General features: G+C 66.1%; 17 protein-coding genes. 10 read left to right on the top strand and 7 right to left on the bottom strand.

Annotated elements, in window-relative coordinates; translation table 11 throughout:
• Positions 1-10 precede the first annotated feature (10 nt).
• The 7 genes from RPIT_RS16175 to RPIT_RS12025 form a co-directional block, all read right to left on the bottom strand.
• On the bottom strand, positions 11-1237 hold the full coding sequence (locus RPIT_RS16175; RefSeq protein ID WP_077343641.1) for a DUF2599 domain-containing protein: 1227 nt from the start codon (positions 1235-1237) through the stop codon (positions 11-13).
• A 493-nt stretch (positions 1238-1730) separates the two neighbouring features.
• Positions 1731-2525, bottom strand: coding sequence for a hypothetical protein (locus RPIT_RS12050; protein ID WP_077343639.1), 795 nt, complete (start codon positions 2523-2525; stop codon positions 1731-1733).
• 26 nt (positions 2526-2551) lie between these two features.
• On the bottom strand, positions 2552-3973 hold the full coding sequence (locus RPIT_RS12045; protein WP_077343637.1) for a sensor histidine kinase: 1422 nt from the start codon (positions 3971-3973) through the stop codon (positions 2552-2554).
• The gene (locus tag RPIT_RS12040; RefSeq protein ID WP_077343635.1) at positions 3970-4686 is read right to left on the bottom strand and encodes a response regulator transcription factor; all 717 of its coding nucleotides are present in this window, start codon (positions 4684-4686) and stop codon (positions 3970-3972) included. The genes RPIT_RS12045 and RPIT_RS12040 overlap by 4 nt, the downstream gene beginning before the upstream one ends.
• A gap of 40 nt (positions 4687-4726) precedes the next feature.
• Entirely contained in the window at positions 4727-5236 is a 510-nt protein-coding gene (locus RPIT_RS12035) for a DoxX family protein (protein ID WP_077343633.1), read from the bottom strand.
• Positions 5233-6597 carry an NAD(P)/FAD-dependent oxidoreductase gene (locus RPIT_RS12030; RefSeq protein WP_077343632.1) on the bottom strand — a complete coding sequence of 455 codons (1365 nt, stop codon included), beginning with the start codon at positions 6595-6597 and terminating at the stop codon, positions 5233-5235. Before RPIT_RS12030 ends, RPIT_RS12035 begins: the two co-directional genes overlap by 4 nt.
• Complete coding sequence (locus tag RPIT_RS12025; RefSeq protein ID WP_077343631.1) at positions 6594-6974, bottom strand: VOC family protein; 381 nt, start codon at positions 6972-6974, stop codon at positions 6594-6596. Before RPIT_RS12025 ends, RPIT_RS12030 begins: the two co-directional genes overlap by 4 nt.
• 136 nt (positions 6975-7110) lie before the next feature.
• On the opposite strand from RPIT_RS12025, the gene mptB reads away from it, so the two are divergent.
• The 10 genes from mptB to RPIT_RS11970 all read left to right on the top strand — a co-directional run bounded on the left by mptB (position 7111) and on the right by RPIT_RS11970 (position 23611).
• Positions 7111-8511 (top strand): polyprenol phosphomannose-dependent alpha 1,6 mannosyltransferase MptB, encoded by a 1401-nt coding sequence (gene mptB / locus RPIT_RS12020; protein WP_077343630.1) that lies wholly within the window; start codon positions 7111-7113, stop codon positions 8509-8511.
• A 163-nt stretch (positions 8512-8674) separates the two neighbouring features.
• Positions 8675-9103, top strand: coding sequence for a hypothetical protein (locus RPIT_RS12015; protein ID WP_077343628.1), 429 nt, complete (start codon positions 8675-8677; stop codon positions 9101-9103).
• A gap of 7 nt (positions 9104-9110) precedes the next feature.
• Positions 9111-10814: a DUF5671 domain-containing protein gene (locus RPIT_RS12010; protein WP_077343626.1), complete on the top strand. Its 1704-nt coding sequence runs from the start codon at positions 9111-9113 to the stop codon at positions 10812-10814.
• A gap of 200 nt (positions 10815-11014) precedes the next feature.
• Positions 11015-12472, top strand: a complete 1458-nt coding sequence (gene thrC, locus RPIT_RS12005; RefSeq protein WP_077343624.1) for a threonine synthase — start codon at positions 11015-11017, stop codon at positions 12470-12472.
• Between the two features lie 782 nt (positions 12473-13254).
• Positions 13255-13782, top strand: coding sequence for a hypothetical protein (locus RPIT_RS12000; protein ID WP_077343622.1), 528 nt, complete (start codon positions 13255-13257; stop codon positions 13780-13782).
• 124 nt (positions 13783-13906) lie between these two features.
• On the top strand, positions 13907-14479 hold the full coding sequence (locus tag RPIT_RS15070; RefSeq protein WP_143028249.1) for a hypothetical protein: 573 nt from the start codon (positions 13907-13909) through the stop codon (positions 14477-14479).
• Positions 14480-14490: 11 nt separating this feature from the next.
• Complete coding sequence (locus RPIT_RS11990; RefSeq protein WP_077343618.1) at positions 14491-14844, top strand: hypothetical protein; 354 nt, start codon at positions 14491-14493, stop codon at positions 14842-14844.
• Positions 14845-15961: 1117 nt separating this feature from the next.
• Positions 15962-17584: a hypothetical protein gene (locus RPIT_RS11980; RefSeq protein WP_157633351.1), complete on the top strand. Its 1623-nt coding sequence runs from the start codon at positions 15962-15964 to the stop codon at positions 17582-17584.
• 16 nt (positions 17585-17600) lie between these two features.
• The gene (locus RPIT_RS11975) at positions 17601-21041 is read left to right on the top strand and encodes a tubulin-like doman-containing protein (RefSeq protein ID WP_077343612.1); all 3441 of its coding nucleotides are present in this window, start codon (positions 17601-17603) and stop codon (positions 21039-21041) included.
• Positions 21041-23611 (top strand): hypothetical protein, encoded by a 2571-nt coding sequence (locus RPIT_RS11970; RefSeq protein ID WP_143028251.1) that lies wholly within the window; start codon positions 21041-21043, stop codon positions 23609-23611. Before RPIT_RS11975 ends, RPIT_RS11970 begins: the two co-directional genes overlap by 1 nt.
• Positions 23612-23652 lie beyond the last annotated feature (41 nt).

Below are 23652 nucleotides of genomic sequence, written 5' to 3'. Positions count from 1 at the left end.
GCGAGAGCATTCACCGAACTAAGCGGGCTGCTTCGTCGATCGCGTGGAAAGGGCCTGTGCGATCAGCCAGGCGAATCCCACGATGGTCAGCAACCCAAGGGGCACGAAAAGTAGCATTCCGACTGCCCCTCCCACAACCAACAGCATCGGACCGACGACCCTTGCCTGGTCGTGTCGTCCTCGAGCGTGGGCAGACGTGACGAACACCGCGGCCAGCAGCAGGAGTCCCGAAAGTCCGGCGAGAGCCCACGGCCCCACAGCCAGGATGCGGGCGAGACTCCCGGCGCCCCCTCCTGACTCCGATGCCGCGTCGGCAGCGTAACCCGCCGCCACACCAAGGATCAGAGCTCCGAGCCCGGCTACTCCAGTGGCTACCCACAGAACGACGCTTCTTCCTCGAGTCATTTGCCCATCTCCCTAATTGCACAACGCAGCTGAAACCCCAATATCCCTTGTCGCTGCGCCAATTCTCCAGGTTCCACGAGGACTTGAAGGTTGTCACCGGGCGAGTGTCGTAATGGCAGTAGAACTGATTCCTCAGTGACGAGTTGTCCCAAACGCCCTTGCTTCGGGCTTCACTCCAGGCCGACCAGCGAGCCGCCGCTCCTGCCCCTCCGCGGCCCCACCACGTTGGATACACGTAGAAGCGACTGCCTCCATTGACAGAGTCGTACTTCCGCGTCACGCTGCTAATGAGCGCGATGCCGAGCCACGGATCCGTCGTCACAGGATACGCCGTGGAATCACCAGTGATGACATGTTGCGTCACCTTGGCACCTTCAAGGCTGAAATACGTTTTGACGTCAGCACCAGTAGCATCCACCGCCCAAGGGGTCGCCAGGCCGCCCAGCAACGAATCGTCCGCTCCGAAAACGAGAACGGTGCCATTCTCTGACAATTCGACCCGAGCCTCTGCGGGAACGCCAAGCTGGTACTCAAGGTCGTGGTCAGCTTCCGGCCCGCCAAGAACTGTCTGAAGCTGCACGGAGCCGTCGTCCAGCGCCTCTACCACGACGCCCTCGGTTCGTCCGTCAACTGACTCAAATACCACAGATCCATCATCCGTCGGAACACCGTCACTGAAGACAGCATTCTTCGGCAAGGAGATGGAAATCCCCTCGTCCTGGTCCGATACGGAAACCCCTGATCGGGGGTCCACTGGGACCTCAACATGGGCTACGTCTCCTTCGGCAACGAATGCCTCGGAACCCAGGGATCGCGTTTCCACAAGGATCATCTCGGTGCCGTGATCGGGCTCAACAGCCTCCCACCAGTATCGCAAGGTCGACCGGCCGCGCCCCCTCGTCGGCCTCAACCGCAGGCGATACCCCCACCAGGATCGCCACGCTGACGCTGAGAGCCGCTCCGAGTTTCAGCATCCTTGACATACTTCTCCGCAACAATCTGGGACCGCCTTCGGTCGTCTCGGGACAAGGTGTACCAGGCGAAGCGTTCAGTGCACGGGGCTGTGCCAGGGTGGAAGTTGAAGGATGACGCGAAAGTCTTCCTAGGTCGATTGGACGTTGCCAACAAGTGTCGGGCCCCTTAACGCGCCCCGTGACCAGTTCCCTCACCCCAACGAGCGGCCCCCGTCACCGCCGTTGAGGATCGTTCCGACGGTTCGGGCCGTCAGTAGCGTTTCGACACGATCGGTCAGCTCTGCACCTCCCAGTCCGTCGAAGCACAGCTGGCGATCGTGGACCACCACGGTGTGGAGGCCTGCGCATCGTTCAGCGCAGCTCAGCGAGACGCTGCTCCAACTGCTTGAGCCATCGCTGCTGAAAGGCATTTGCCCGATCGGGCAGGAGCATGGCTGCTTCCAGTCGGCTGACGGTTTCCGTGTGATCCCACACCCCTGACTCGACGAGGTGGCAGACCAGGTCCTGGACCTGTCCACCGCTCTGATGGTCGAGTGCGGCAGCCCCCAGGCCTGGCTTGACGGCCGCCTGGAACAGCAGCGGGAGCGTCACGACGTAGAGAGCGGGACACGCCTGGGGAGTGGGCACCGTCCAGTCCTGCGGCTCGCCCGCCCCCGGGGGCGACAGCGGATGCACGATGCGGGTGGCGAACTCCAGCCAGAGGTTGACTGCTCCGTCGTGCACGGGCGCGGGAATCAGACCCCGGCCCACCCACTCGAACATGATCGGATAGTGACCGTTCCGGTCCCAGTTCCTCGGGTTCCGCTGGTAAAGGGAGGCCCAGCCATCGACTATCGCGGCGAGCTCACCCTGGAAGATCTCGGGCAGGGTAGATGCCGCGCGTCGTGATACCGATGAGACACCGGCAGCTTTTGAGGCAGGCAACGACGCGAGGTGAGCGACCGTCACCGCATCCCAGTGCCCATCGCTGAGCTCGCCCTCCCAGTACGCGGAGGACTCTCCGGCGGGCGCCTTGGCCATCTCTCGGCGGAGTCGGCCGACGGCGGTGGCCGTCGCCCTGTCAATCTTTGGCTCAGCGAGCAAGACCTGACGTGTCTGCTCGAAGTCCCCTCTGACGATCAGCTCCAGGAGAGCAGGCCTACTCATGGGGGCAATAGTGGCTCACGCGGAGGTCACGGGCGCCCAGCCAACGGCAAGGTAATCCGGAATCGCGTGTCGCCGGGAGCCGAGTGGACCGACGCCGTGCCGCCGAACCCCTCGACGACTGCCTTGACGATCGCCAGCCCCAGGCCGGTCGAGTGGGCCGCGGAGTGTGCCCGGGAGTCGTCGGCACGCGCGAACCGTTCGAACACGTGGGGGAGGATCTCGGGAGGGATGCCGGCGCCGTCGTCGGCCACTTCGACGGTGGCCGTCGCCCCGTCCACCCACACCGAGGTCGTCACCGTGGTGCCGGCGGGGGTGTGGGTGCGGGCGTTGGACAGGAGGTTGACCATGACCTGCTGCAGCTGGTCGGCGTCTGCGAGCACCTCGACGGCGTCGTCGGGCAGGTTGAGCAGCCAGCGGTGGGTCCGCCCGGCGGCCTGTGCGTCGCTCACGGCGTTCAGCACCACCTCGACGACGTCGACCGGCCTCGGCTCGGGTGTGACCTCCGAGTCGAGGCGGGCCAGCAGGAGCAGGTCCTGAACGAGCTTCGTCATGCGCTCCGACTCGGCGCCGATGCGCCTGGTCGCGAAGGCGGCGTCCTGGGGGGTCGGGGCGCGGCCGGCGAGTTCGGCGTATCCGCGGATGGCGGCCAGGGGATTGCGGAGCTCGTGGGAGGCGTCGGCGACGAAGCGGCGCAGTTTGGCCTCCGACGCTTCGCGGGCGCCGAGCGCCTCCTCGACGCGCCCCAGCATCTGGTCGAACGCCTCGCTGAGCCGGGTCACCTCGTTGTTCTCTGGAAGCATCGGGCCCTGCATTCTGGGCACCTCGACGGTGCCGCGCGCGAGCTCCAGCCTGCTCACCTCGTCGGCGGTCTCGGTGAGCGCGACCAGCGGTTCGGTGGCCCGATCGATGACCGTGCGCGTGACGAGCGCCGTGGCCGACACCGCCACGAGGCTCACGCCCACCGCGAAGAGCGACAGCCAGAGCAGCGAGCGGTTGATGTCGCTGGTAGGGAGCCCCACCACGAGCTGGCCGGCTGGGGTGGTGTGGGCCTCCACCCGGTAGCCGCCGTACCCGGGCAGTGCGACGGTGTGCTTCTGATCGTCCGCGGGCACCTCCAGCAGAGCCTGGCCCGCTGCCGAGCTGATCGGCTCGAAGGCGCCGTCCCCGACGAGGCTGCCTAGCTCGGTGCCGTTGGGGAGCCGAAGCGCCATGATGGTGCCGCGCTGGATGCCTGGCGTCTCGATCCCGGGCACCGCGCCGCCGCCACCGGCCTGGCCCCCGAGCCCTTGGAGCACCTGGGTGGCTTCGAGTTCGGCGTCGAGCTGGCCGTAGAGGATCGACCGCGCCGCGACGACCGTGGCGAGGCTGACGAGCAGCGTCATGACGGCGACGGTGATGACCACCCGCGGCTGGAGTTGCGAGGCGAGCGTCCCCTTGGATCGGGTCATGAGACCGCGGGCCGCAGCACGTACCCGGCACCACGCATCGTGTGGATCATCGGCTCGCGGTTGGCGTCGATCTTCTTGCGCAGGTACGAGATGTAGAGCTCCACCACGTTGGCCTGGCCGCCGAAGTCGTAGTTCCAGACCCGGTCGAGGATCTGCGCCTTGGAGAGCACCCGCTTCGGGTTGCGCATGAGGAAACGCAGGAGCTCGAATTCGGTGGCGGTCAATGAGATCGGTTCCCCGGCCCGCGTCACCTCGCGGGACTCCTCGTCGAGGATGAGATCCCCGACGACGAGCTGGGTGTCGGGCCGGGCCGTGGTCGCGCCCGACCGGCGCAGCAGCCCACGCAGCCGGGCGATGAGCTCCTCGAGCGAGAAGGGCTTGGTGACGTAGTCGTCGCCGCCGGCGGTCAGGCCCGCGATCCGGTCGGTGACCCCGTCCTTCGCGGTGAGGAAGATCACGGGAACGTCGGGCTGCTCGGCGCGGATGCGGCGCATCACCTCGAGGCCGTCGAAGTCGGGCAACATGATGTCGAGGACCAGCGCGTCGGGATGCGTCTCGCGGGCCGCGCGGACGGCGTCGCCGCCGGTCGCGGCGGTGGTGACGTCCCAGCCCTCGTAGCGCATGGCCATGGACAGCAGCTCGATGAGGCTCGGTTCGTCGTCGACGGCGAGCACGCGGATCGGGGTGCCGTCGGGGCGGGTGAGGCTAGCCATGGTGCCACTGTGCCACGGGATCCACGGGCCGCGCTATGAGTCAGCTGTGAGGCGGCTGTGTGTCGTCGTCGGCGGCGGCGGGGGGCGGTTGCCGTGGCGGCGGCGCGGGGCTGATGAGCACGCCGTCCTCGTCGCGGGGCCGGATGAAGAGGTGGTCGAGGCCGGCGCGGCCGGAGCCGAACGCCAGGAGGATCAGCCCGACCCCTGCCTGGACGGCGTTGTACTCCCACCCGTTCTCGTGCGCGTAGAACCCGCTATCGGCCTTCGTGGTGAGGATGATCGCGGCGTTGAGCACCAGCATGCCGAGCCCGACCAGAGGAGTGGCCAGACCGAAGATGAGCAGAATGCCGCCGATGATCTCGAAGGCGACCGTGGCCACGGCGAGGCCGTAGGCGCTGGGCAGGCCGACCTCGGCGATGATGTCCATCTGTTCCTCGAGCCCCGTGACCTGCCAGCGGTGCCAGCCGTGGGCCACCAGCGTGACGCCGACGATGATCCGCGTGACCAGCAGAGCGAAGTCTCGGATGAACCTGAGGAACGGTGCCATCATTTGTCTCCCGGGGGTTGTTCGTCGGCGGTGCTGCCGCGGAACAGCTTGCCAGAGCTGCGGGCTCCGAGCCTCTCGAGGGCGAGGCGTCCCACCATCTGCTGGTTGGTCACCACACGCTGCGCCCGCCCGCCGGAGATGAAGGTGATGGCCCAGCTCACCAGCGTCGTGATGCGCTGCTTGAAGCCGGCGATGTAGAGCAGATGCAGGAACAGCCACGCCACCCAGGCGATGAAGCCGGTGAGCCGCAGCTTCCCGATCATCGCGACGGCGGCGAATTTCGAGATGGTGGCCATCGATCCCTTGTCGCGGTAGCGGAACGGGCCGGGGTCCGGGGCGCCCTCGACGCGGGCACGGATCTTCTTGACCGCATGGCGCGCGCCCTGGATGGCACCCTGCGCCACGCCGGGCACGCCGGGGACCGACATGAGGTCGCCGACGACGAACACCTCGGGGTGTCCCGGCAGGCTGAGGTCCTCATCGACGACGACGCGACCCGCGCGGTCGAGCGTCGCCTCCGACTGGTCGGCGAGCACCTGGCCCAGCTCGCTGCCCTGGACGCCCGCGGCCCACACCTTGCAGACCGAGTCGATCGTGTGGAGCTCGCCGTCCTTCGTCTTGTACGTCACCGACGTGCCGTCGAGGTCGGTGACCAGCGCGCCCAGGATGATCTCGACGCCGAGGTCCTCCAGCGTTTCCTGGGTGGCCGCGCCGAGCTTGGGCCCGAACGGCGGTAGTACCTGATCGGCGCCGTCGATGAGGATGACGCGCGCCTCGGCGGGGTCGATGGAACGGAACTCGTTGTTGAGGGTGCCGGCGGCAAGCTCACGGATCTGGCCGGCCATTTCGACGCCCGTGGGGCCAGCGCCGACGACGACGAAGGTGAGAAGGCGGCGTCGCTCGTCGGGGTCGGTGGTGAACTCGGCCACTTCGAACGCGTTGAAGATCCTGGCGCGCAGCTCGAGGGCGTCGTCGATGGTCTTCATGCCGGGCGCGAAGGTGGAGAAGTGCTGGTTGCCGAAGTACGACTGCCCGGCGCCCGACGCGACGATCAGCGAGTCGTAGGGGGTCTCCTTCTCGTCGTCGTGGAACCGCCACTTGACCACGCGGTTCGCCAGGTCGATGTCCTCGACGAGACCGAGCAGCACGGTGGTGTTGCGATGGCGGCGCAGCAGTTCCCTCGTGGCCGGGGCGATGTCGCCCTCGGACAGCATGCCGGTGGCCACCTGGTAGAGCAGCGGTTGGAAGAGGTGGTGGGTGGTGCGCGCGATGAGCGTCACATCCACGTCGGCGTGCTTGAGCGCCTTCGCGGCGAACAGGCCCCCGAAGCCGGAGCCGATGATGACGACGCGGTGTCTGGTCATGCGCTCGCCCCTTCGTGCAGCTGGATCAGGTTGCCGACGCCGTCGTCGAAGTTGATGGCGGTGCCGGACGGGTCGCTGAACCGCTCGCCGACGAACCGCACGCCCGCCGCCTTGAGCCGGTCGATCGCTGCGTCGAGGTCGTCGGTGCCGACCACGAGGGCGGGGAGGTTCTCCGCGCGCAGACCGTCCATGTAGGCCCTGGCGACGGGGTGGTCGCTCGGCTCCAGCAGGAGGCCGGTGGTCTGACCCTTGCCCGCCACGACGTAGACGTGGTGCTCGGGCATGGCGATCATCGTCTCGAAGCCCAGCACATCGGTGTAGAAGCGGTAGGCGAGGTCGGGATCGGTTACGTGCAGGCTGCACATCTTCAACTCCATCTGATCAGCGTAGCTTGCGGACCTCGTCGCGGACCCCGTCGAAAGTAGTCAATGCGGGAGAGCGTCGTCTTCGGCGCGTGCTGGGCAGGGGCTCGGCGGTACGCTGGTGCGGCTCAAGACAACGAAACGAGACCCCGTGCGCGTTCCCTCCGTGAGATCGGCCCCGAGCGGCCCGACGGCCCCCTGGCTGTGGGTCGCGGTGGGGCTCTGCGCGGTAGCGCTGCTCGTCGGAGTGCTGGCGGCCGACGCCGACGGGCTGCTTGAGACACCCGCCAGTTGGTGGCGGCCGGTGGCGACGTTGCCGTTGCACGCTGTGCTGCTGCTGGCGTGGTGGCAGTTGGGCCCTCGGTGGCGCCGGCCGCTGGTGACGGCGGCGCTGTGGTCGCTGCCCATGCTGTTCGCGCTGCCGATGCACTCGCGCGACGCCTACGCCTACGGGGCGGCTGGATGGCTCGTCAACCAGGGCCGCGACCCCTACACGACGCCGATCGGTCAGGCGGGGGAGCCGGGGCTGCTCGTCGGCGTGCACTGGCACGAGACCACGTCGGTCTACCCCGGGCTCTCGCTGGACCTGTTCGGCTGGCTCTCGCGGCTCACCGACGCCGACCTCTACTGGACGACGGTGGCGCTCCGGCTCCCGAACGTCGCGGCGCTGGTGATTCTGGCTCTCGTGTTGCCGCGGTTGGCGCGTCGCTTCGGGGTGGACGAGCGTCTGGTGCTGTGGGCAGGTCTGCTGAACCCGATCATGCTCGTGCAGTGGGTGGGCGGCGTGCACAACGACGCGCTGATGGTCGCGCTGGGCGTCGCCGCGTTCCTGGCGGTGACCGACCTCGGCTGGCGCGGGTGGCGCGGCCTCGTCGTCGCCGGTGTCCTGCTGGGGCTCGCGATGGGTATCAAGCAGTCCGCGGCGCTCTTCGGCCTCGGGGTGGTCGCGGTCGCGTGGTCGCTCCGGTATCCGCGGGTGGCGGGCTGGTGGCGGTTGGCCGCAGTGGCGGTGGTGCCAGGCTCGGTGACGGTGGCGACCTTCGTGCTGACGTCTCTCGGTCATGGCTTCGGCTGGAGCAATGACACCGCCGGCAGCCCGATCGAGGCGACGAGCAACGCGCCGTTGTCCTGGCTGGCGTCGTTCCTCCGTTACCGCGAGATCGTCTCGGAGGAGGTCGCCAACGGGTCGGTGGGGCTGCTGTCGACCATGCTGATCATCGTGGGCGTGATCCTCGCGTGGGTGAAGTTCGGGCCGAAGGGCGACGCCCGGGGCCGTCCGTGGGTGTTCGCCGCTGCGGTGGTGGCGGTGTTCTGCCTGGCCGCGCCAGCCCTGCAGCCGTGGTACCTCACCTGGCTTCTGCCGCTCTACCCGTTCGTGCGGGTGGGACCCCGCTGGCACCGCTGGTGGCAGGTGGCCGTCGCCGCTTTTGCGCTCCTGCCCGCGCTGCAGGACCTGCTGCCGCCGTACGTGTCGATGCTCATCGTCGGCGTGCCTCTGCTGCTTCTCTGGAGGCTGATGGTCCGCCGCGACGTCTCCCCGCTGCCGGCTTGACGCCTCCCCGAGTAGGGAGCGAGGGACGAGCGACCGTTTCTACGTCTCCCCGAGTAGGGAGCGAGGGACGAGCGACCGTATCGAGGGTCGTGCCGCGACGCCGCGCTGACTGGAGCCGGGCGCGCCGTGCGCGATCCCTTCCTGACGGGGGGATACTGGACACATGCCCAGTCGGTCCAACCTGGTGCTCGGCGTGGTTGCCGCGCTCGTCGTCATTCTCGCCGTCGTTGCGGCGGTGATCGGGACCTCCCGCTCGCCGCGGACGGCCGACCTCTCGACGCCGGCGGGCACCACCGAGGCCTACATCACGGCGGTCGTCAGCCAGGACCACGACGTAGTCGAGGACCTGCTCGACCCCGCGCTCGGCTGCACCTCCGAGCAGCTGTCGCAGATGTATCGGCCTTCCCGCGCGTCGCTGTCGATCGTCAACGCCGAGGCGACGGGCGAGACCGCCACCGTCGTCGTCGAGATCACCGAACACGGGCAGGGTCTCTTCGACGCCTGGGCTCACCGCGAGTCCTTCACGCTGCGGTTCGACGACGGGCGCTGGCTTGTCACCGGCGAACCGTGGCCCATCTACATGTGCAAGTGAGGCCACCATGATTACCGGCGCACTCGTCATCATCGTCGTGCTGGGGCTCGTGCTCGGCCTCGGCGGTTTCGCCTCGTCCGCGGTCCGCCACCGCTCCGCGGGCGCGGGTCTGGACCCCCGCAGCGTGCGCCGGTTCTTCCAGTACCTCATCCTGTTCGCTCTGGTGATCGTGTTCGCCGTCGGCGCCGCCGAGCTGATCGGCAGGCTGCTGGGCGCGCGCCCCGAGGGCTGGGAGGACAACGAGTACCAGCTGGCCCAGGCGTGGTCCTTCGTCGTGGTCGGAGCGCCGGCCGCGGGCCTGCTGGGGTGGTATAGCTTCCGGCAGCAGCGCTCCGAGACCGAAGAGCACGCCTCGGCGTGGGCCGCGGTCTATGTCACGCTGATGAGCCTCGTGGCGCTCGTGGCGGCCGCCGTGTCCCTCCAGGGAGTCCTTCGAGAACTGTTGGGAGAGCTGGCCTTCGACGCCGACGCCGCGGGAGCCCTTTTCGTGTGGGGTGCCGTCTGGTTCCTGCACTGGGCGTGGGCGCGCTGGCTGCTGGCCGACGGCCGCGACGGTCTGCACATTCTCGGCGGGTCCCTCGTCGGGCTGGCGCTGGCTGCTGGCGGCGCGATCTACCTGCTGGGGTCGGCCCTTGATGTCCTGATCCTGCGCACCGCCATCATCGGCAGCCCCGCGCTGACGCTCGCCGAGGCTGGAGCGGTCTTCGCATCGGGCGCTGCGGTCTGGGCGTGGTACTGGCTGCTCCACGGCGCCCGGCGTCCGCGGGAAACCATCTGGCTCACGCTGGTCCTGCTGTTCGGCGTCGGCGGGGGACTCGTCGTCGGGCTCGTCGCTGGCACGATGCTGCTGTGGAGTGTGCTGGTGTGGTTCCTGGGGGAGCCCGCGACGGCGACGGCCGCGCACCACTTCGCTTCGGCCCCCACGCAACTCGCGGCGCTCGTGATCGGCGCCGTTCTGTGGTGGTACCACCGCACGATCCTCGGGCAGGTCACCGGGCGGCCGGAGGTGCGTCGGGTCTATGAGTACCTGGTCGCCGGGCTCGCCCTCGTCGCATCCGCGGCAGGTGTCGGCACCGTCGTCGTGGCGCTGCTCGAGGCGGTCACGCCGGGGGTGGACATCGGCATGTCGATGGTCAACACCCTGCTGGCCGCAGTGACGCTGCTGCTCGTGGGCACGCCTGTGTGGTGGCTCCACTGGGCGATGGCGCAGCGCGCCTACGTGGCGGACCCGCCGTCGGAGGCGTCGTCCCCGTCCCGGCGTGTCTACCTTGCGGTCGTACTGGGCGTCTCCGCCATCGCGGCGATCGTCGCGCTCATCATGGTGGCTTTCACGGTGATCCAGGACCTCATCGCGGGGCAGCTCGGACTCGCGACGCTCAGGTCGATCCGCTACGGGCTGGGGGTCCTCCTTGCCGCTGCGGCAGTGGCGCTGTACCACGCGGTGCTCGTGCGGGGTGAGCGTGCGCTCAGCCGGGCGACGTCGTCGAGCACCGCCGTCCCCCGCTCGGTCCTGCTCATCGGGTGGTCCGGCGCGGATGTGACCCGGGATCTCGGAGCACCCATCACTGCGTGGCGGATCCTCGACGAGGAGGGGCCCGAGTGGGACCCCGAAGCGCTGGCCGCAGCCCTGGACGGCCACGCCGGCCAGGACGTCGTCGTCGTCCCGGGTCCCGACGGCCCCCGCGCCTTCGCCGTCGACAAGTCGGGGTGAGCGCCGCGGTTCCGGCCTGGGCGGGAAAGGGAGTTGAGCAAATGAGATGGGTGAACGAATCGCAACGCTGTTGCACCGGCGTGTCGCGACGTTGACCCATCTCACTTGCTCAACTCACCCCCCCCCGGGTGACCAGGCGCTGGGTGACCACGGCCGGGACCATGAATCTCAGGTCCGTGGAGGGAAACTAGACTGCGCCCATGCGCTACATCTCCACTCGCGACACCGAAGGCCGTGCCGGCAAGGGGTTCAGCGACATCCTGCTTGAAGGGCTCGCCGCCGACGGCGGCCTCTACCTGCCGGAGTCCTACCCCCAGGTTGACGCCGCGACGCTGGAGACCTGGCGCGAGCTACTCGCACACCAGGGGTACTCCGCGTTGGCGTTCGAGATCGTCCGCCTGTTCGTCGACGACATCCCCGAGGCCGACCTGCGCGGGATCGTCACCCGGGCCTACGACCCCGTCAAGTTCCTCGACCCCGCCGTCGTCCCGGTCACCCGACTGAGCGACGGGCTGTGGCTGGCCCACCTCAGCAACGGACCGTCGGCGGCGTTCAAGGACATGGCGATGCAGCTGCTCGGGGAGCTGTTCGCCTACGAGCTTGCCCGGCGCGGCGAGACCATCACGATCGTCGGCGCCACCAGCGGCGACACCGGCTCCTCCGCGGAGTACGCGCTCAAGGACAAGCCCGGCGTCCACGTGTTCATGCTGTCGCCGCGCGGCCGGATGACCCCGTTCCAGCAGGCGCAGATGTTCTCCATCGACGACGAGCGCATCGTCAACATCGCCGTCGACGGCGTGTTCGACGACTGCCAGGATCTGGTCAAGGAGATCAACGCGGACGCCGCGTTCAAGGCCCGCTACCGGATCGGGGCGGTCAACTCCATCAACTGGGCCCGGCTGATGGCCCAGGTGGTCTACTACTTCGCGGCCTGGCTGCAGGTCTCGGACGGGGGCCCGGTCAGCTTCTCCGTGCCGTCGGGCAACTTCGGCAACATCGCCGCCGGCCACATCGCGAGGCAGATGGGCCTCCCCATCCACCGGCTGATCCTGGCCACCAACGAGAACAACGTCCTGGAGGAGTTCTTCCGCACCGGGGTCTACCGCGTGCGGGGATCGGCCGAGACGCTCGCGACCAGCTCGCCGTCGATGGACATCTCCAAGGCTTCCAACTTCGAGCGGTTCGTCTTTGACCTGCTGGGCCGCGACGCCGCCCGCCTGCGCGAGCTGTTCGTCGACGATCTGGCCGACGGCGAGTTCGATCTGTCCGGCGCCGACGAGTTCCGGGGTCAGCTCGACCGGTTCGGGTTCGTGTCCGGGACCTCGACGCACCAGGACCGGCTCGCGCAGATCCGCCGCGTCTACGAGGCCGACAAGGTGACCATCGACCCGCACACCGCCGACGCGGTGCAGGTGGCGCAGACCAGCGGAGTTCAGGGCCCGATCGTCGTGCTGGAGACAGCGCTGCCGGTGAAGTTCGCGGACACCATCGTCGAGGCCATCGGCATGGTGCCCCCGCGACCGGCGCGCTTCGACGGCATCGAGGATCTACCGCGCCATGTCGTCGACCTGCCCTGCGACGTGGACGCCCTACGCAGCCTCATCGCGGAGCGGATGCCAGAGTTCAGCGGAGGCGCCAGCGAAGAGCCGGGGCGATAGTGGCAGGATTCGTACCGTCGTGACGATAGGGGGGACCTCAGATGTTCTGCGATTTGTGCGGTCAACGAACCTCGCCCGGTGTATGCCAGCATTGCGGACAAATCAACGGTGTGCTCGCCACGCCGACGATCCCAGAGGCCTCCTCGCCGGGGAGTCTGACGCCCAAAGCTGGAGATTTCCAACAGGAGACCCAGCTTCACTCACCCCCACCTGGCGATCAGCCGCCGATTCCGGCGCGATCGGAGACTCTGAGACAGGAACACGCAAGGCGACTCGCTCCGCGATTGCTAACTGCTCTCACGATGCTCGCCGTGGTGGCCGCCTCAGTATGGCTGCTCGTGCAGGGGCGGGCAGATCCCGACCTCGCCGCGCCTCTGCCCAGACCATCGGCTAGCAGCCATAGCGCCACGCCGTCCACGCCGGACGAACCCGCCAGTCCGACAACCCCAGATACGGAGGTCACAGCTACGGTCCCACCGGTCGAGGCACCGCCCCCCGTCGTTGAGACGGTCACGGTGACGGCGGCGCCAGCCACCGCGCTCCCCAGCACGGCGGCGTCTGTGGCGGCGCCCAGCTCTGCCAGCGGGCCAATCGGCCACGATGAGGCAGTTGCTTCCGTCCACTTGTACCTTGCCACGGCTGCTGGAAACCCCCGCGCAGGGTGGGATCTACTGACTACAGCTCGACAATCCCGGGAGGACTGGGCGAGCTATGAATCGTATTGGGGAGGGCTTTCGTCCGCGCGCGCTTCGGATGTTGTCTTCGATGCAGCGAAACAGAAAGTGCAGTTCACGCTCCACACCACGTCGGCCAGCGGTAGACAGGAAGCTGCCACGGCGGGATGGTGGGTCGCACGTCAAGACGGCCTTGTCAGGGTAGATGTCGCGGGCGGATCTGGTGGGCAGCAAGTAGCGGCGGAAGAAGCCTTGGAGGCGTACCGCCGCTTGGGCCTGGCAGATCTTCGCTACGACGAACGGTGGGTCCTTGTGCTTTCGGCGAAGTACCCAGGAAGTAGCGACCCGCTCCAGACAGCGGCCAACGGCTCCAATACGTTCTACTTCTCGGACATCCTCACGTTCCACGAGGATCTTGTTCAGCGCCTGTACGACGTGAACGTGAAAATGCTCCGCACGGCAGACTGGGGGAAACAAGGCGGAAGAGACCTATGGTTCACGGTCGCCGATCCTGGGGGGCTCACCTCTGCGGCTGAAGCGGAGGCATGGTGCGCCGCGCGGTTCCCCGAGCTGTCTGGCGAGGTTCTGCAAAACCAGTGCCTGCCGCGGAGGATGCGAGCACCCCACCACTCATGATGGTGCGCCCTACATCCACTTTTGGCCATTATTCGGGGCCGCGCCCTATTGAGCATCGCCGTTCGCTACGCTGTCAGGCGTCAGCGATGCGCCATGGGGGCTGCCACGCTGAGGGGAGAGTTCCATGCAGAGCGAGCACCCGTACGATCCGTTTGACAGCGGAGTGTCGGATGATTCCACGGACCCCTTCGCCCGGACCAGTCAAGAGGAACCCCTAATCGCGGAGGACCCCCTCGTTCTACAGCGTCGATCAGCCGGCGTTGCACGGAGTTCCTCGTCGGGGCCCAAAGCTCAGACCGCGAGTCCGTCGACTGGCCGAGGCTCTGCGCTTTTCCTGGCCGTGGGCGTTGCAGCGATGTTCTTGGGAGTCGTCACCTACGGGACGCTGGCGTCCGTGCGGCTGCACGGGAATGCCATCGATGACATGACTTTGATGCTCGCTCTGATGTCGGTCGCGCTCGTCGGCGTCCTTGCGGCGTTCGTGCTCTCGATCCTGTCGGTCGCTCGTCGTCGTGATGCCCGCTCCGGCATCGCTTTAGCCGCTTCGGTCGTGCTCCCCGTGGCGGCTACATCGCTTGGCATCGCCATCGGGATCCAGGTTTTGCAGTACAACATCGGCCACAGTATCGAGGCCCTCACATCATCGGCGGACGTGGCGGGCAGACTGATCACGCGTCTCCTTGAACTATTCGGCTGAAAAGGAGTCCGATGAGTCATGATCCGTTCGGTACCGATGATGGTGCCACAGCCGACGCCGTCAGCTTTGACGTAGGGCGCACCCCGCTGGTCTGGATTGTCAGTGCATTGGTAACTGCGGTTCTAGGGGGCGTTCTGGCGTTCATGGCGCAGGGCTGGGTGCTGTTGGGGGCTTGGTTCTTGGCTGGTCCGGCGTCGTTTGGGCTGATTGCTTTCTTTGTCAATCGCGATACACGTCAACGCCTCAAGCCTGTCTACGGTCAATCAACCCTGTTCCCAGCGCTCTACTGGATAGCGATTGGCATGACCATGGTCGCCGTTGTGTGGTGCGCCTACCAACTCGCGCTGTTTGTAGGGAAACTATGAGCCGAAACTGGCCGCAACTTCTCACTCTTGTGCTTGCTCTCGGCCTCGCGCTAAGCGCAGCCGTTTCACACGCCGACGAACCGGCCGATCGTGCGATAGATCGTTTTACGGCCTGCATGGCTGGGACAGGGCAGGGACAGCTAGTTCTCCTGTTCGACGAGTCGCTTAGCCTGAAGGAGTCTGACCCAGACGCGGGGCGAGTGCTCGCCGGCCGTTACCTGGTACAGCGATTGGCGAACCTGGCGGATCGATCAGAGCTCGACCTTCAAGTGATGCTTGCAGGGTTTGGGACCTCGTACCGTGACTATCAGTCGCAGTGGCGAACCTTAGCTGGAGCGGACCTGAACGGGCTCTTGACTGATCTGGAGTCCTTCGCGGATAGAAACACTGACAGCGGGACCGATTACTGGCTCGGGCTCGATGGTGCACGCAAGTCACTGGCCGACGTCAGGCTCACGGACGGAGCGGGTTGCCAGGCCATCTTCTTCTTCTCTGATGGCGAGCTGGACGTGTCTCTCAGCGCGGACGAACGCGCTGAGGGTGAGGCCAACCCACGACGGCCGTTCGCCCCCGACAATGACATGTCAACACGTGAGCGCGAACTGGCTGCCACGGCGGCCGCGGCTGAATCGCTGTGTCGCGCGGGCGGGCTGGCTGACCAGATCCGCTTGCAGGACATCGTCATGTTCGGGGTGGGACTCCACGGGGACGACCAGTCTGCCGACGCATTTGACCTCATGAGGAGGGTGGTCACAGGAGGGCGTGGGCAGGGAACCTGTGGGGCGCAGACTCAACCCGTCCCAGGAGACTTCGTCACTGCTGCCGATATCGACTCACTGATCTTCGCCTTCGACTCGGTGACGAGGCAGCGACCCGTCAACGAGACCGAGATCTGCCAAGGCGATGTCTGCCTAGCAGGTACCCATAATTTCGTCCTCGACGCGAGCGTTGAGAGAGTCGAGTTGCTGGGCTCTGCCGACGCTGACGGTATTGAGGTGCAACTCACTGCACCCGGGGGGGCGCAGGGGGACTCGTCAGGGGAGACCTCGAGAAACCACAGGCGCTCGATCTTTCAGGGGCGAGAGGCGAATACACCTGGCTCAGTGATCGCTCCTTCGTGGTCACGCTCGAAGCAGAGGACTCCGAGCAATGGGTTGGACAGTGGACGGTTACTTTCGTCGACCCAAACTCTGCCTCTGCGGGAAAGAAGGCTCGCACCAGCATCTACATTGCAGGCGACCTTACTCCGAGATTCGTGGAGCAAGACGAGCCTTTTCGCACAGGGGACTCCTACCCACTTCGGTTCGAGGTGATCAACTCAGCGGGTGACGCAGTTGATCCGAGCACCCTGCTAGGAGAGGTGGCACTGGACGTCTCGATACTGGGTGAAGACGGTGATCCACGCTCCCTTGCAACCCTCGGGGCCGACACCTTGAACGATGCGGTGGAACTGGACACAGAGGGCCTTGAGCCGGGCAAGCAGACGCTCAGAATGCGGCTGAATGTCACGACGGCCGACGCTGTCCTCAACAGCGGTGAATCCGTTTCGGGAACCGAGCTGACGCCCCAGGTGGTGGACGTGCCCCTCGTCATCGAACCTCCTCTTGGCTACCCAAGCTTGGATGGAATGGTGGACTTCGGGGCGGCGGAGGGGCCTCCGGCACTGTCAGCGACGCTGAAGGTCAAGGGACCGGGCTGCCTGTGGCTGGTCCCAAATTCAGCGGTGGTGGAGGCCTCGCCTGTTGAAGTCACTCAAGCATCCATCTCCTCGGCAAACTCCACGCCGGACTCGTGCTTCAGCGTCAGCGACGGTTTAGATGCGGAGTTGCCTCTGCTGCTCACCAGCGACGATGCTGGGAACGGCGCGCTGCAAGGTACTTTCGACGTCTCGATGATGCCGCTTGAGGGTGGCGAGACGCAGACTCTGCCAGTCCGGTTCACCGCCGAACTGAGCAAGGACCTCAACCCGACCTCCTTCTGGCTCACACTCGTAATCGCCGCGTTGTTCGGCCCAGGAATACCAATCCTTCTTGCGTACCTACTGAAGTTCCTGTTGGCCTCGAAGATCCCGCCAGGCGGCTTGCTCGCTGTTTCGATGGACGTCGAAGTCCACGATGGATCTGTGCTCCGCGATGGCAGACGCCTAGCCTGGCGGGCGGAGGACGCGCGGGAGTTCAAGTCGGTCACCGGCGGCGGCACGCGTCGCCTTGAGGTGGGTGGCGCCGTCCTCGTGGCAAGAATGGGCGCCTCCCCGTTCGGCTCAGGCTATGTTCTGGTCGAAGCCGGCGACCGCATCGGCGTGTCCAAGCATAAGCCGATGCCTCACGGCAGACGGCGCCAAGCCCTACTTCCGCTGGCTCTGACCGGCCAGTGGGTTGCACTGTTTACCCCAGGCGATCGCCAACACGTCGAGTTGCTCGTCTTGACCGCGCCTGGTGCCCGGCCTGAGGCTCGGGACGCACTGCTCGAGGACGCTGAGCGGCGCGTCCCTGCGTTGATCGACGAACTGGTTGAGGACGCAGGGGACACCGATACGCCCGGCAACGCGACAGCTGCAGCCGCAGGCGATCCCTTCGGGCTCGACGGAGGCAGTGCGGGATGGACACCTTCAGCGAGCCCACGCCTGACTGAAATCAAACGTGCCACAAGCGATCGTCCCAGCAAGCAGTCACCGCCGATGGCACCGCCGCCGCAGGCATCCGACGATCAATCGGGGTCATGGGATCCCTTCGCCAACTAGTTGAGGAGACAAGTCAATGGCATTCCTTCGTAGGTTCCTGGTCGTCGGATGCGGCGGATCTGGAGCCGCCACCCTGGCCCACATGATGGACGAGTTGAGTTCGGAGCTGGGCGCCCACGGCGTCGAGAAACTACCGGAGGGATGGCAGTTCGTCGAGGTCGACGTGCCCGTCACTCCGCAGGGCAACGCCTCCGGGATTGAGGGGGTCCAGGCGCGCGGCGGAAGCTACATCGGGTTGGGAGTCCAGGCCGGCCTGTACCCCGCCCTCGACAGCGCGATGGCCACCGGCCCACTACTCGACCGGTTCGCGCCGTGGGCGGTCCGCGACCCGGCGAAGTATCCAGTAGCCATCTCGGCTGGCGCCGGTCAGGTCCGGGCCATCGGACGGATGGTCACGCTGAATCGCTACAGCTACCTCCAGTCGAATCTGAGCGCAGCGTGGCAGCGGCTCAATTCATCCGCCGCACACACGGACATGTCCGGAGTGGCCGATGCTATGGGCTTCGAGTACCAGATGGGCGCCGATCCGCTCGTGTTCATAGTCTCCTCCATGGCGGGCGGGGCGGGCGCCTCTATGGCGCTCGACGTTGCACGGCTATTGGGCAACCTGCCCGGCTATCCGCACGGGCTAGTGGGGATGTTTATGGTGGCTGCCGACGTATTCAACTCGCTCCCGCGCAACGAACGGGCTGGCGTGAGGCCGAATTCCCTGGCCATGCTCGGCGAAATCGTGGCCGCGCAGACCAAGGCCTCCGTACCCACTGACACCACGGACATGCGCTCGGCTGGAGTGGTGGCCGATTCTGGTGCGGCGAGTCCTTTCATGAGGGTCTTCCCCGTGAGCGCCCACGTCGGGGCAACCCAGGCCCCGTTCGGAGACGGGACACCGAAGGACGTCTACAGGGGTCTAGGCCGGGGGCTGGCTGCTTTGATGCGATCTCCAGGTGCCTTGGCGCAGTATGAGGCGTTCGATCTGGTGAACCACTCATTCCTCACGCCTACGGTGCAGGCTTTCGGCTGGGACGAGTCGCCGAACCTGTTGGACTGGGGCTCGTTCGGATACAGCGCGCTCAGTATGGGCCGGGATCGGTACGCCGAATACGCGGCGCAACGATTGGCGCGCGGTGCCGTGGATCAGGCGCTGGAAGGGCACCTCCGCGACGCGGGTCCCGGCGACGATCCGGGCACCGTGCTCAAACGGCTCAACGCCCGTCTGTGGCCGCGGACCGCTGCGGCACTACAGCTACACGATCCCGAACAGCATCCTAGTTTCGGTTCGTGGCTTTCGACGTACGTGTGGCCCCAGAGCGCAACCCGGGCCCTCGCCGCAGACGTCGCCCAGGGTGCCGTTTCCAACATTCCGGCCGCCGACGGTCAGGACCCGGTGCAGTGGCTGGCGGAGGTCAGGCGGCACCTGAGCTTGGGATCGGACGAAGCCAAACGCTCCGTGTCGCGCCAGGTGAGGTCGTTCCTCTGGACCTATCAGGGCGAGTTGGTGAGCCGGGTGCAGGAGCAGGTCTCCACGGCGCTGGCGACCTACGGTATCCCGTTAGCTCTCGAGCATCTCAATACGCTGAGCTCCGAACTGGGACGGATGTCCCAACTCGCGAGCCAGGCGTCGGTATCCGCCCCTATTCTTGGTATGCCGGAGAAACTCAACCATTTAGTAGGAGCGATCCGCGGCAGAGTGGGCGACGGTGCGGCCCTCGGCGAAAGCCTCAGGGACGGATTGCTGGCCTCGGTTCAGCCTCACCTCTACGGAGAACTGGCCGCGGGGCTCGCGGAGATCTGGCGCGACTTCCGTGAGCATGTGCTGGACCCGATCGGCAAGGAGCTGACAGAGCGGCTCAGGATGCTCCGCTCGGCGGTTGACAACGCACGGGGTGGGCAGACCAGCCTGGCAGTGCTCGCTACCGCCGAATACGGGCAGTGGCCGGCTCCTGGGGAATCCAAGGTTTCTGAACGTTTCGCCCGCGCCTTCAACGAGATTCTCGTGACCTCGTCCGATGAGTACCTAGATCAGTTCTCAAGGGATGTGAGCCGTGCGCTGACTGAGGGTCCGTCACGCGAATTCGACCTTTGGCAGGCGGTGCTCTCAGGCGTGTGGGAGACGGCGGACGGCACCCAGCCCCCCGGCGGGCTGATTCGGGAGAGATCCGAATGGGTACCGGAGTACTTCGACGCGGACCCCGCGGGCAAACCTCTTGTGGCGCGCCCCCTGAACGTGGAAGCGACGTTGTCGCCCGAGGAGATCCTCGAGCGGGCCAGGGAGTTTGTGTGGCGTCGAGGTTCGTCTTTCCAGCAGTTCGCCAACGAGTCCCTGGCGGATTACGTCAACAACGCGCCGCTGGCCGATCAAGCGGTGCGTCGCAGCTTGATTGTGACGAAATTCCGGCAGGCGTTGAGCGCAGCGATGCCGTTGGCGGCACCGAGTCCGGAAGTGGTCGCAGCCCTGTACGGGGAGGCAGTGCTCTTCCGTTACAAGATCTCGGACATACCCTTCGAGCACGACCCGATTCTTCCGGATGCGTTGCGCAAGGTGGTTACTACGGATGCAACGATCGACCAGCCGACGACACTGGGTAACCTCAACGCCTCACTCAAGCCGCCGTCTTCGGTCAAGAAGATCGACATCTTCGGCTCGTATCAGAACTACCTGCCTATCTGCTTCAGTTCCGTTTTGGACCCCATTCGGGAACAGTGGGCGGCATCGACGAGCTCGACGCAGCGCATGCACTTCTGGGATGGCCGGCGAGCGCGTCCGCTACCGGCCGGGTTGCCCATGGGCGACCACGAGCGGCGCGCGATGGTGGCGGGCTGGTTCGTGGGACAGATCGTCGGGAAGGTCCGCTTCCCTGACGTGCAGCACCACGCGCAGAGCGAGTCTGTTGAGGTGTTCGACAACGTCACCAGCAAGTGGCTGCCATTTCCGTCTCCGATGCTTACATCATTCGCCCAGCGACGCAGCGTCGGTGATCTGCTGCCGTCAGTGCTAGAGGCCTACCTGGTGGCTATGCTTCAAGCGGGGGCCGGTGGCGAACCATTGTCGTCGTTGAAGCCGTATCACGCACTTCGCAGCCTGTACGACTCCTACGAAGTGCGGACCACGCAGGGGTGGATCGCCGCTGAGCTGGAGCTCGCACAGGTGCTCAGAGGTGAAGCGGACTTCCCCGGTACTTCAAGAGTGAAGGACCTGGCCACGCTGGACAGCCTTGACGAGCGGATCGAGGCCATTCGAGACTTCCTGACCCGGGCGCGGGGCAGTGTCCTGAAGCTGCGCGACTTCAAGGTTGGCAACAGGACGGATGCTGCCGCTGTCCCCGTGATCCGTGACCTCGTGAGCGACATTCTGTGGGCACTTGGCGACCTGGAGGAGCGCCTCGGGTCGGCAGCGGCCATCCCCTCCGAAACCCCGGGCACAGCCGCCGGGGCCGACATGTTCCAGGACGTACTCTAGTGGCGCGCGACATTTCGATCATTCTGGCCCCGCGCTCCTGCCTCGGTATCCAGTCCATCCTCACGGACTGGTCTGCGATGGGTCTGCTGGGCGACGTTCTTTGGGTGGATGCGGCTAGCGCGTCTTCACGTGGAGCGATACCTTGTTTGCGCATCGTCGAAGGTCGCCTAGAGGGGCTCTACCTCCAGTCAGCGTTGCCGGATGGCAACGCCTTGGTACGCCTAGGATCGCTTGTGCCGCTGGAAGGGGAGTCCACGGGCGATGATGCGGAATCTGCGCTGCTCCAGGCGATGCAGAGCTCAACCCAGGCCAGAGTCGTCCCAATCCGTATCTGCCTGCCGCGCCCGGCCAGAACCGGCTTCGCTCCCGCCGCGCGGTACGGTTGGCATAACTTGCTCGTGTCACCGGAGACGGCTCGAGGGCCCAGACGGGCTGTGGTTCCAGTCTCGCTGGACGATCCCTCGGAACGCGAGCGTCATGAAGCTGCGGCGGTGGCTGGGCTGCTCGGGCTCTGGGTTGCCACACCGGAGTCGCCCTTGGACCACGCTCAATCGCCAACCGGGCATGGGGTCAGGCTGGCACGCGTCGAGGCGCGCAGCTGGGAGACGGAAACGGCGGATCGTATTCTGGCGACCAGCACTTTGGAGTACGGGCAGAGTTTTCCAGCCGCCCGCACCACGTCTGGACCGATCACTTATGTCTCCAGCGACACAGCAGCCGCTGGTCAGATGGCCGATAAGGTGTGGGACGCTCACCGTGCCTCCTTCTCGAGTCCGCGCAAAGCGTTGCCCAGCGGGGTGCGTCGGCTGGGGATCGTCGACACCCTCAAGCTCTTCTGGTCGTTCCTCATCAAGGGGCTTGTGAACCCGCGGGCTTGGCTTTCAGCGAGGCTGGATGCGGTGAAGACCGAGGCAGCGGACCGCGTGGGCCGCGTACTCCTCGGCGACGATTCTGAGATCGAGGTGGTATGGGATCCGAAGCGGACACCGTCAAATATGGTCCTCCAACTTGAGGCGGCCGAACTATCCTCACGTCTGACCGCGCGGCTGGAACTGCCCCCGCTCGAGCCTGCTGGCACTTTTCCCGACGTATGGAACGACTACGCGGCCGGTGCGCTTACCCTCGGCGACGGCTTGGATCGCGGTCGGTTCGAAGCGATCCGGCTCGGTGCGCAGCTGGGCGTCGTGCGCTCACCAGCGAGCGTCGTCCCGACGTCCGAGCAGGCGTTCCGAGATGTCGATCCCGCGCTTGACGTCGACGCCTCCCTGCGCGTGGTACACGCTTTCGACCCGATCAGCCAGCGCAGGCTGGCTGAGCAACTGGGTGGCTTGGCTGGGGCAGAACACTATGGCTCACTCGCGCTGAAAACTCTTCGGCAGCTCGAAGCCTGGGTCGATGAGGTAGGGAACAACTCTTACGCGGCGCGATTTGGCCGGAAGCTTGCCGACCAGTTGGACCACCATCGCGGTGAGGTGGCCCGTATGGCAGAGGAGTTCACGGCACTTGAGCGCCTAGACGTGGGCCAAGAGCTCGCTGGCCGACAGCGGAACCTTGCTCGTGCGATCCGTCGGATTCTCGGCGTTGGCGTCTTACTGGCAGTGGTCGTCTCGGCGCTCGCCGTTTTCTCTGCGCTCGCGGCTCCGCTCTTGTGGATTCTTCTTGCCGGCATCTTTGTCTCCGTCATGGTCGCGGCCTTGGCTGCGTTCGTGAAGCGGCAGCGGCAGTTGTTCGAGGCACTTCATAAGCGTCAAGACCTCGCCGCCCATACGGAGGTGCTACGGGAAAACCTAAGGATTGCGCTGCGGGATGTCACACGCTGCAGTGAGGCCTACGAACAGTTCCTCTCCTGGAACCGAGTGCTGGGCGAGTTCCTGCACCGTCCATTCGGACGGGTTGCCAGCCAGGCGACGAGCTCACCGCTCCCCTCGGACCTGCCCGGCAACGTGGTGGTAGGTCAGCTCCAATATCAAGAGACTGATGTAGCCAGAGTGGTTGCTCGGCTCAAGGACCATGCCTACCCCTTGGGTTGGCTCGACCTTCCCTGGCGGGCGGCGCTCGCCTCCGCTGGGGAGCGGGTCGGCCCGGAGGGCCACAGCATCACGTCACAGCCGAAGCTGTTGCTGCGCGAACGTGCAGGAGTCCCGGAGTCGATGTTGGACAGGTGGGCCGACGTGGTGACATCTGACGGGGTGGGTTCGAGCGGGGCCGATCAGCTGTGGGCAAAGCTCAGCTCAGGACCCAAACAAGAGGCGCTGGCGCTCTCCGAAGTGCAAGGGCTCGTTCTTGACTACTCCGGTCGGCTCTCCACTACCGCGTCCGTGCTCGATGGGGTTGACGACCCTGCAGTACGAGGAAACGACATGGTCGGCGCTGTCCTTGATGATCAGGCGCGCGCGCAGGGCCTGAATCGGGTTGGTGGGGAGCCTTGGATCCGTGAGAGCTCCAACGGTCTACACCAGGTGGTGAGGATCGAATTCAGCGAAGGGCTCGAAACGACCGACCTCGCTTATCAGGCAACTCAGGAAGAAGCCCACGCCACCCCCCCCTGGGCTATGGACGACGTCCTGTGATTCACGCCATCACCTCACCCCGAAGTACTCAACGCTAGGAA

The sequence above is a fragment of the Tessaracoccus flavus genome (assembly GCF_001997295.1).
Classification (GTDB): Bacteria; Actinomycetota; Actinomycetes; order Propionibacteriales; family Propionibacteriaceae; genus Arachnia; species Arachnia flava.
Note: the sequence above shows the minus strand (reverse complement) of the source record. Positions and strands in the feature narration are given on the sequence as shown.

Bases quoted from the DNA above. Each gene is read 5' to 3' on its own strand.
- RPIT_RS12025 (WP_077343631.1), bottom strand. From the start codon at position 6,974: ATGGAGTTGAAGATGTGCAGCCTGCACGTAACCGATCCCGACCTCGCC.
- RPIT_RS15070 (WP_143028249.1), top strand. From the start codon at position 13,907: ATGCAGAGCGAGCACCCGTACGATCCGTTTGACAGCGGAGTGTCGGAT.
- RPIT_RS11975 (WP_077343612.1), top strand. From the start codon at position 17,601: ATGGCATTCCTTCGTAGGTTCCTGGTCGTCGGATGCGGCGGATCTGGA.
- RPIT_RS12050 (WP_077343639.1), bottom strand. From the start codon at position 2,525: ATGAGTAGGCCTGCTCTCCTGGAGCTGATCGTCAGAGGGGACTTCGAG.
- thrC (WP_077343624.1), top strand. From the start codon at position 11,015: ATGCGCTACATCTCCACTCGCGACACCGAAGGCCGTGCCGGCAAGGGG.
- RPIT_RS16175 (WP_077343641.1), bottom strand. From the start codon at position 1,237: ATGATCCTTGTGGAAACGCGATCCCTGGGTTCCGAGGCATTCGTTGCC.
- RPIT_RS12015 (WP_077343628.1), top strand. From the start codon at position 8,675: ATGCCCAGTCGGTCCAACCTGGTGCTCGGCGTGGTTGCCGCGCTCGTC.
- RPIT_RS12010 (WP_077343626.1), top strand. From the start codon at position 9,111: ATGATTACCGGCGCACTCGTCATCATCGTCGTGCTGGGGCTCGTGCTC.
- RPIT_RS12040 (WP_077343635.1), bottom strand. From the start codon at position 4,686: ATGGCTAGCCTCACCCGCCCCGACGGCACCCCGATCCGCGTGCTCGCC.
- RPIT_RS12045 (WP_077343637.1), bottom strand. From the start codon at position 3,973: ATGACCCGATCCAAGGGGACGCTCGCCTCGCAACTCCAGCCGCGGGTG.
- RPIT_RS12030 (WP_077343632.1), bottom strand. From the start codon at position 6,597: ATGACCAGACACCGCGTCGTCATCATCGGCTCCGGCTTCGGGGGCCTG.
- RPIT_RS12035 (WP_077343633.1), bottom strand. From the start codon at position 5,236: ATGATGGCACCGTTCCTCAGGTTCATCCGAGACTTCGCTCTGCTGGTC.
- RPIT_RS11990 (WP_077343618.1), top strand. From the start codon at position 14,491: ATGAGTCATGATCCGTTCGGTACCGATGATGGTGCCACAGCCGACGCC.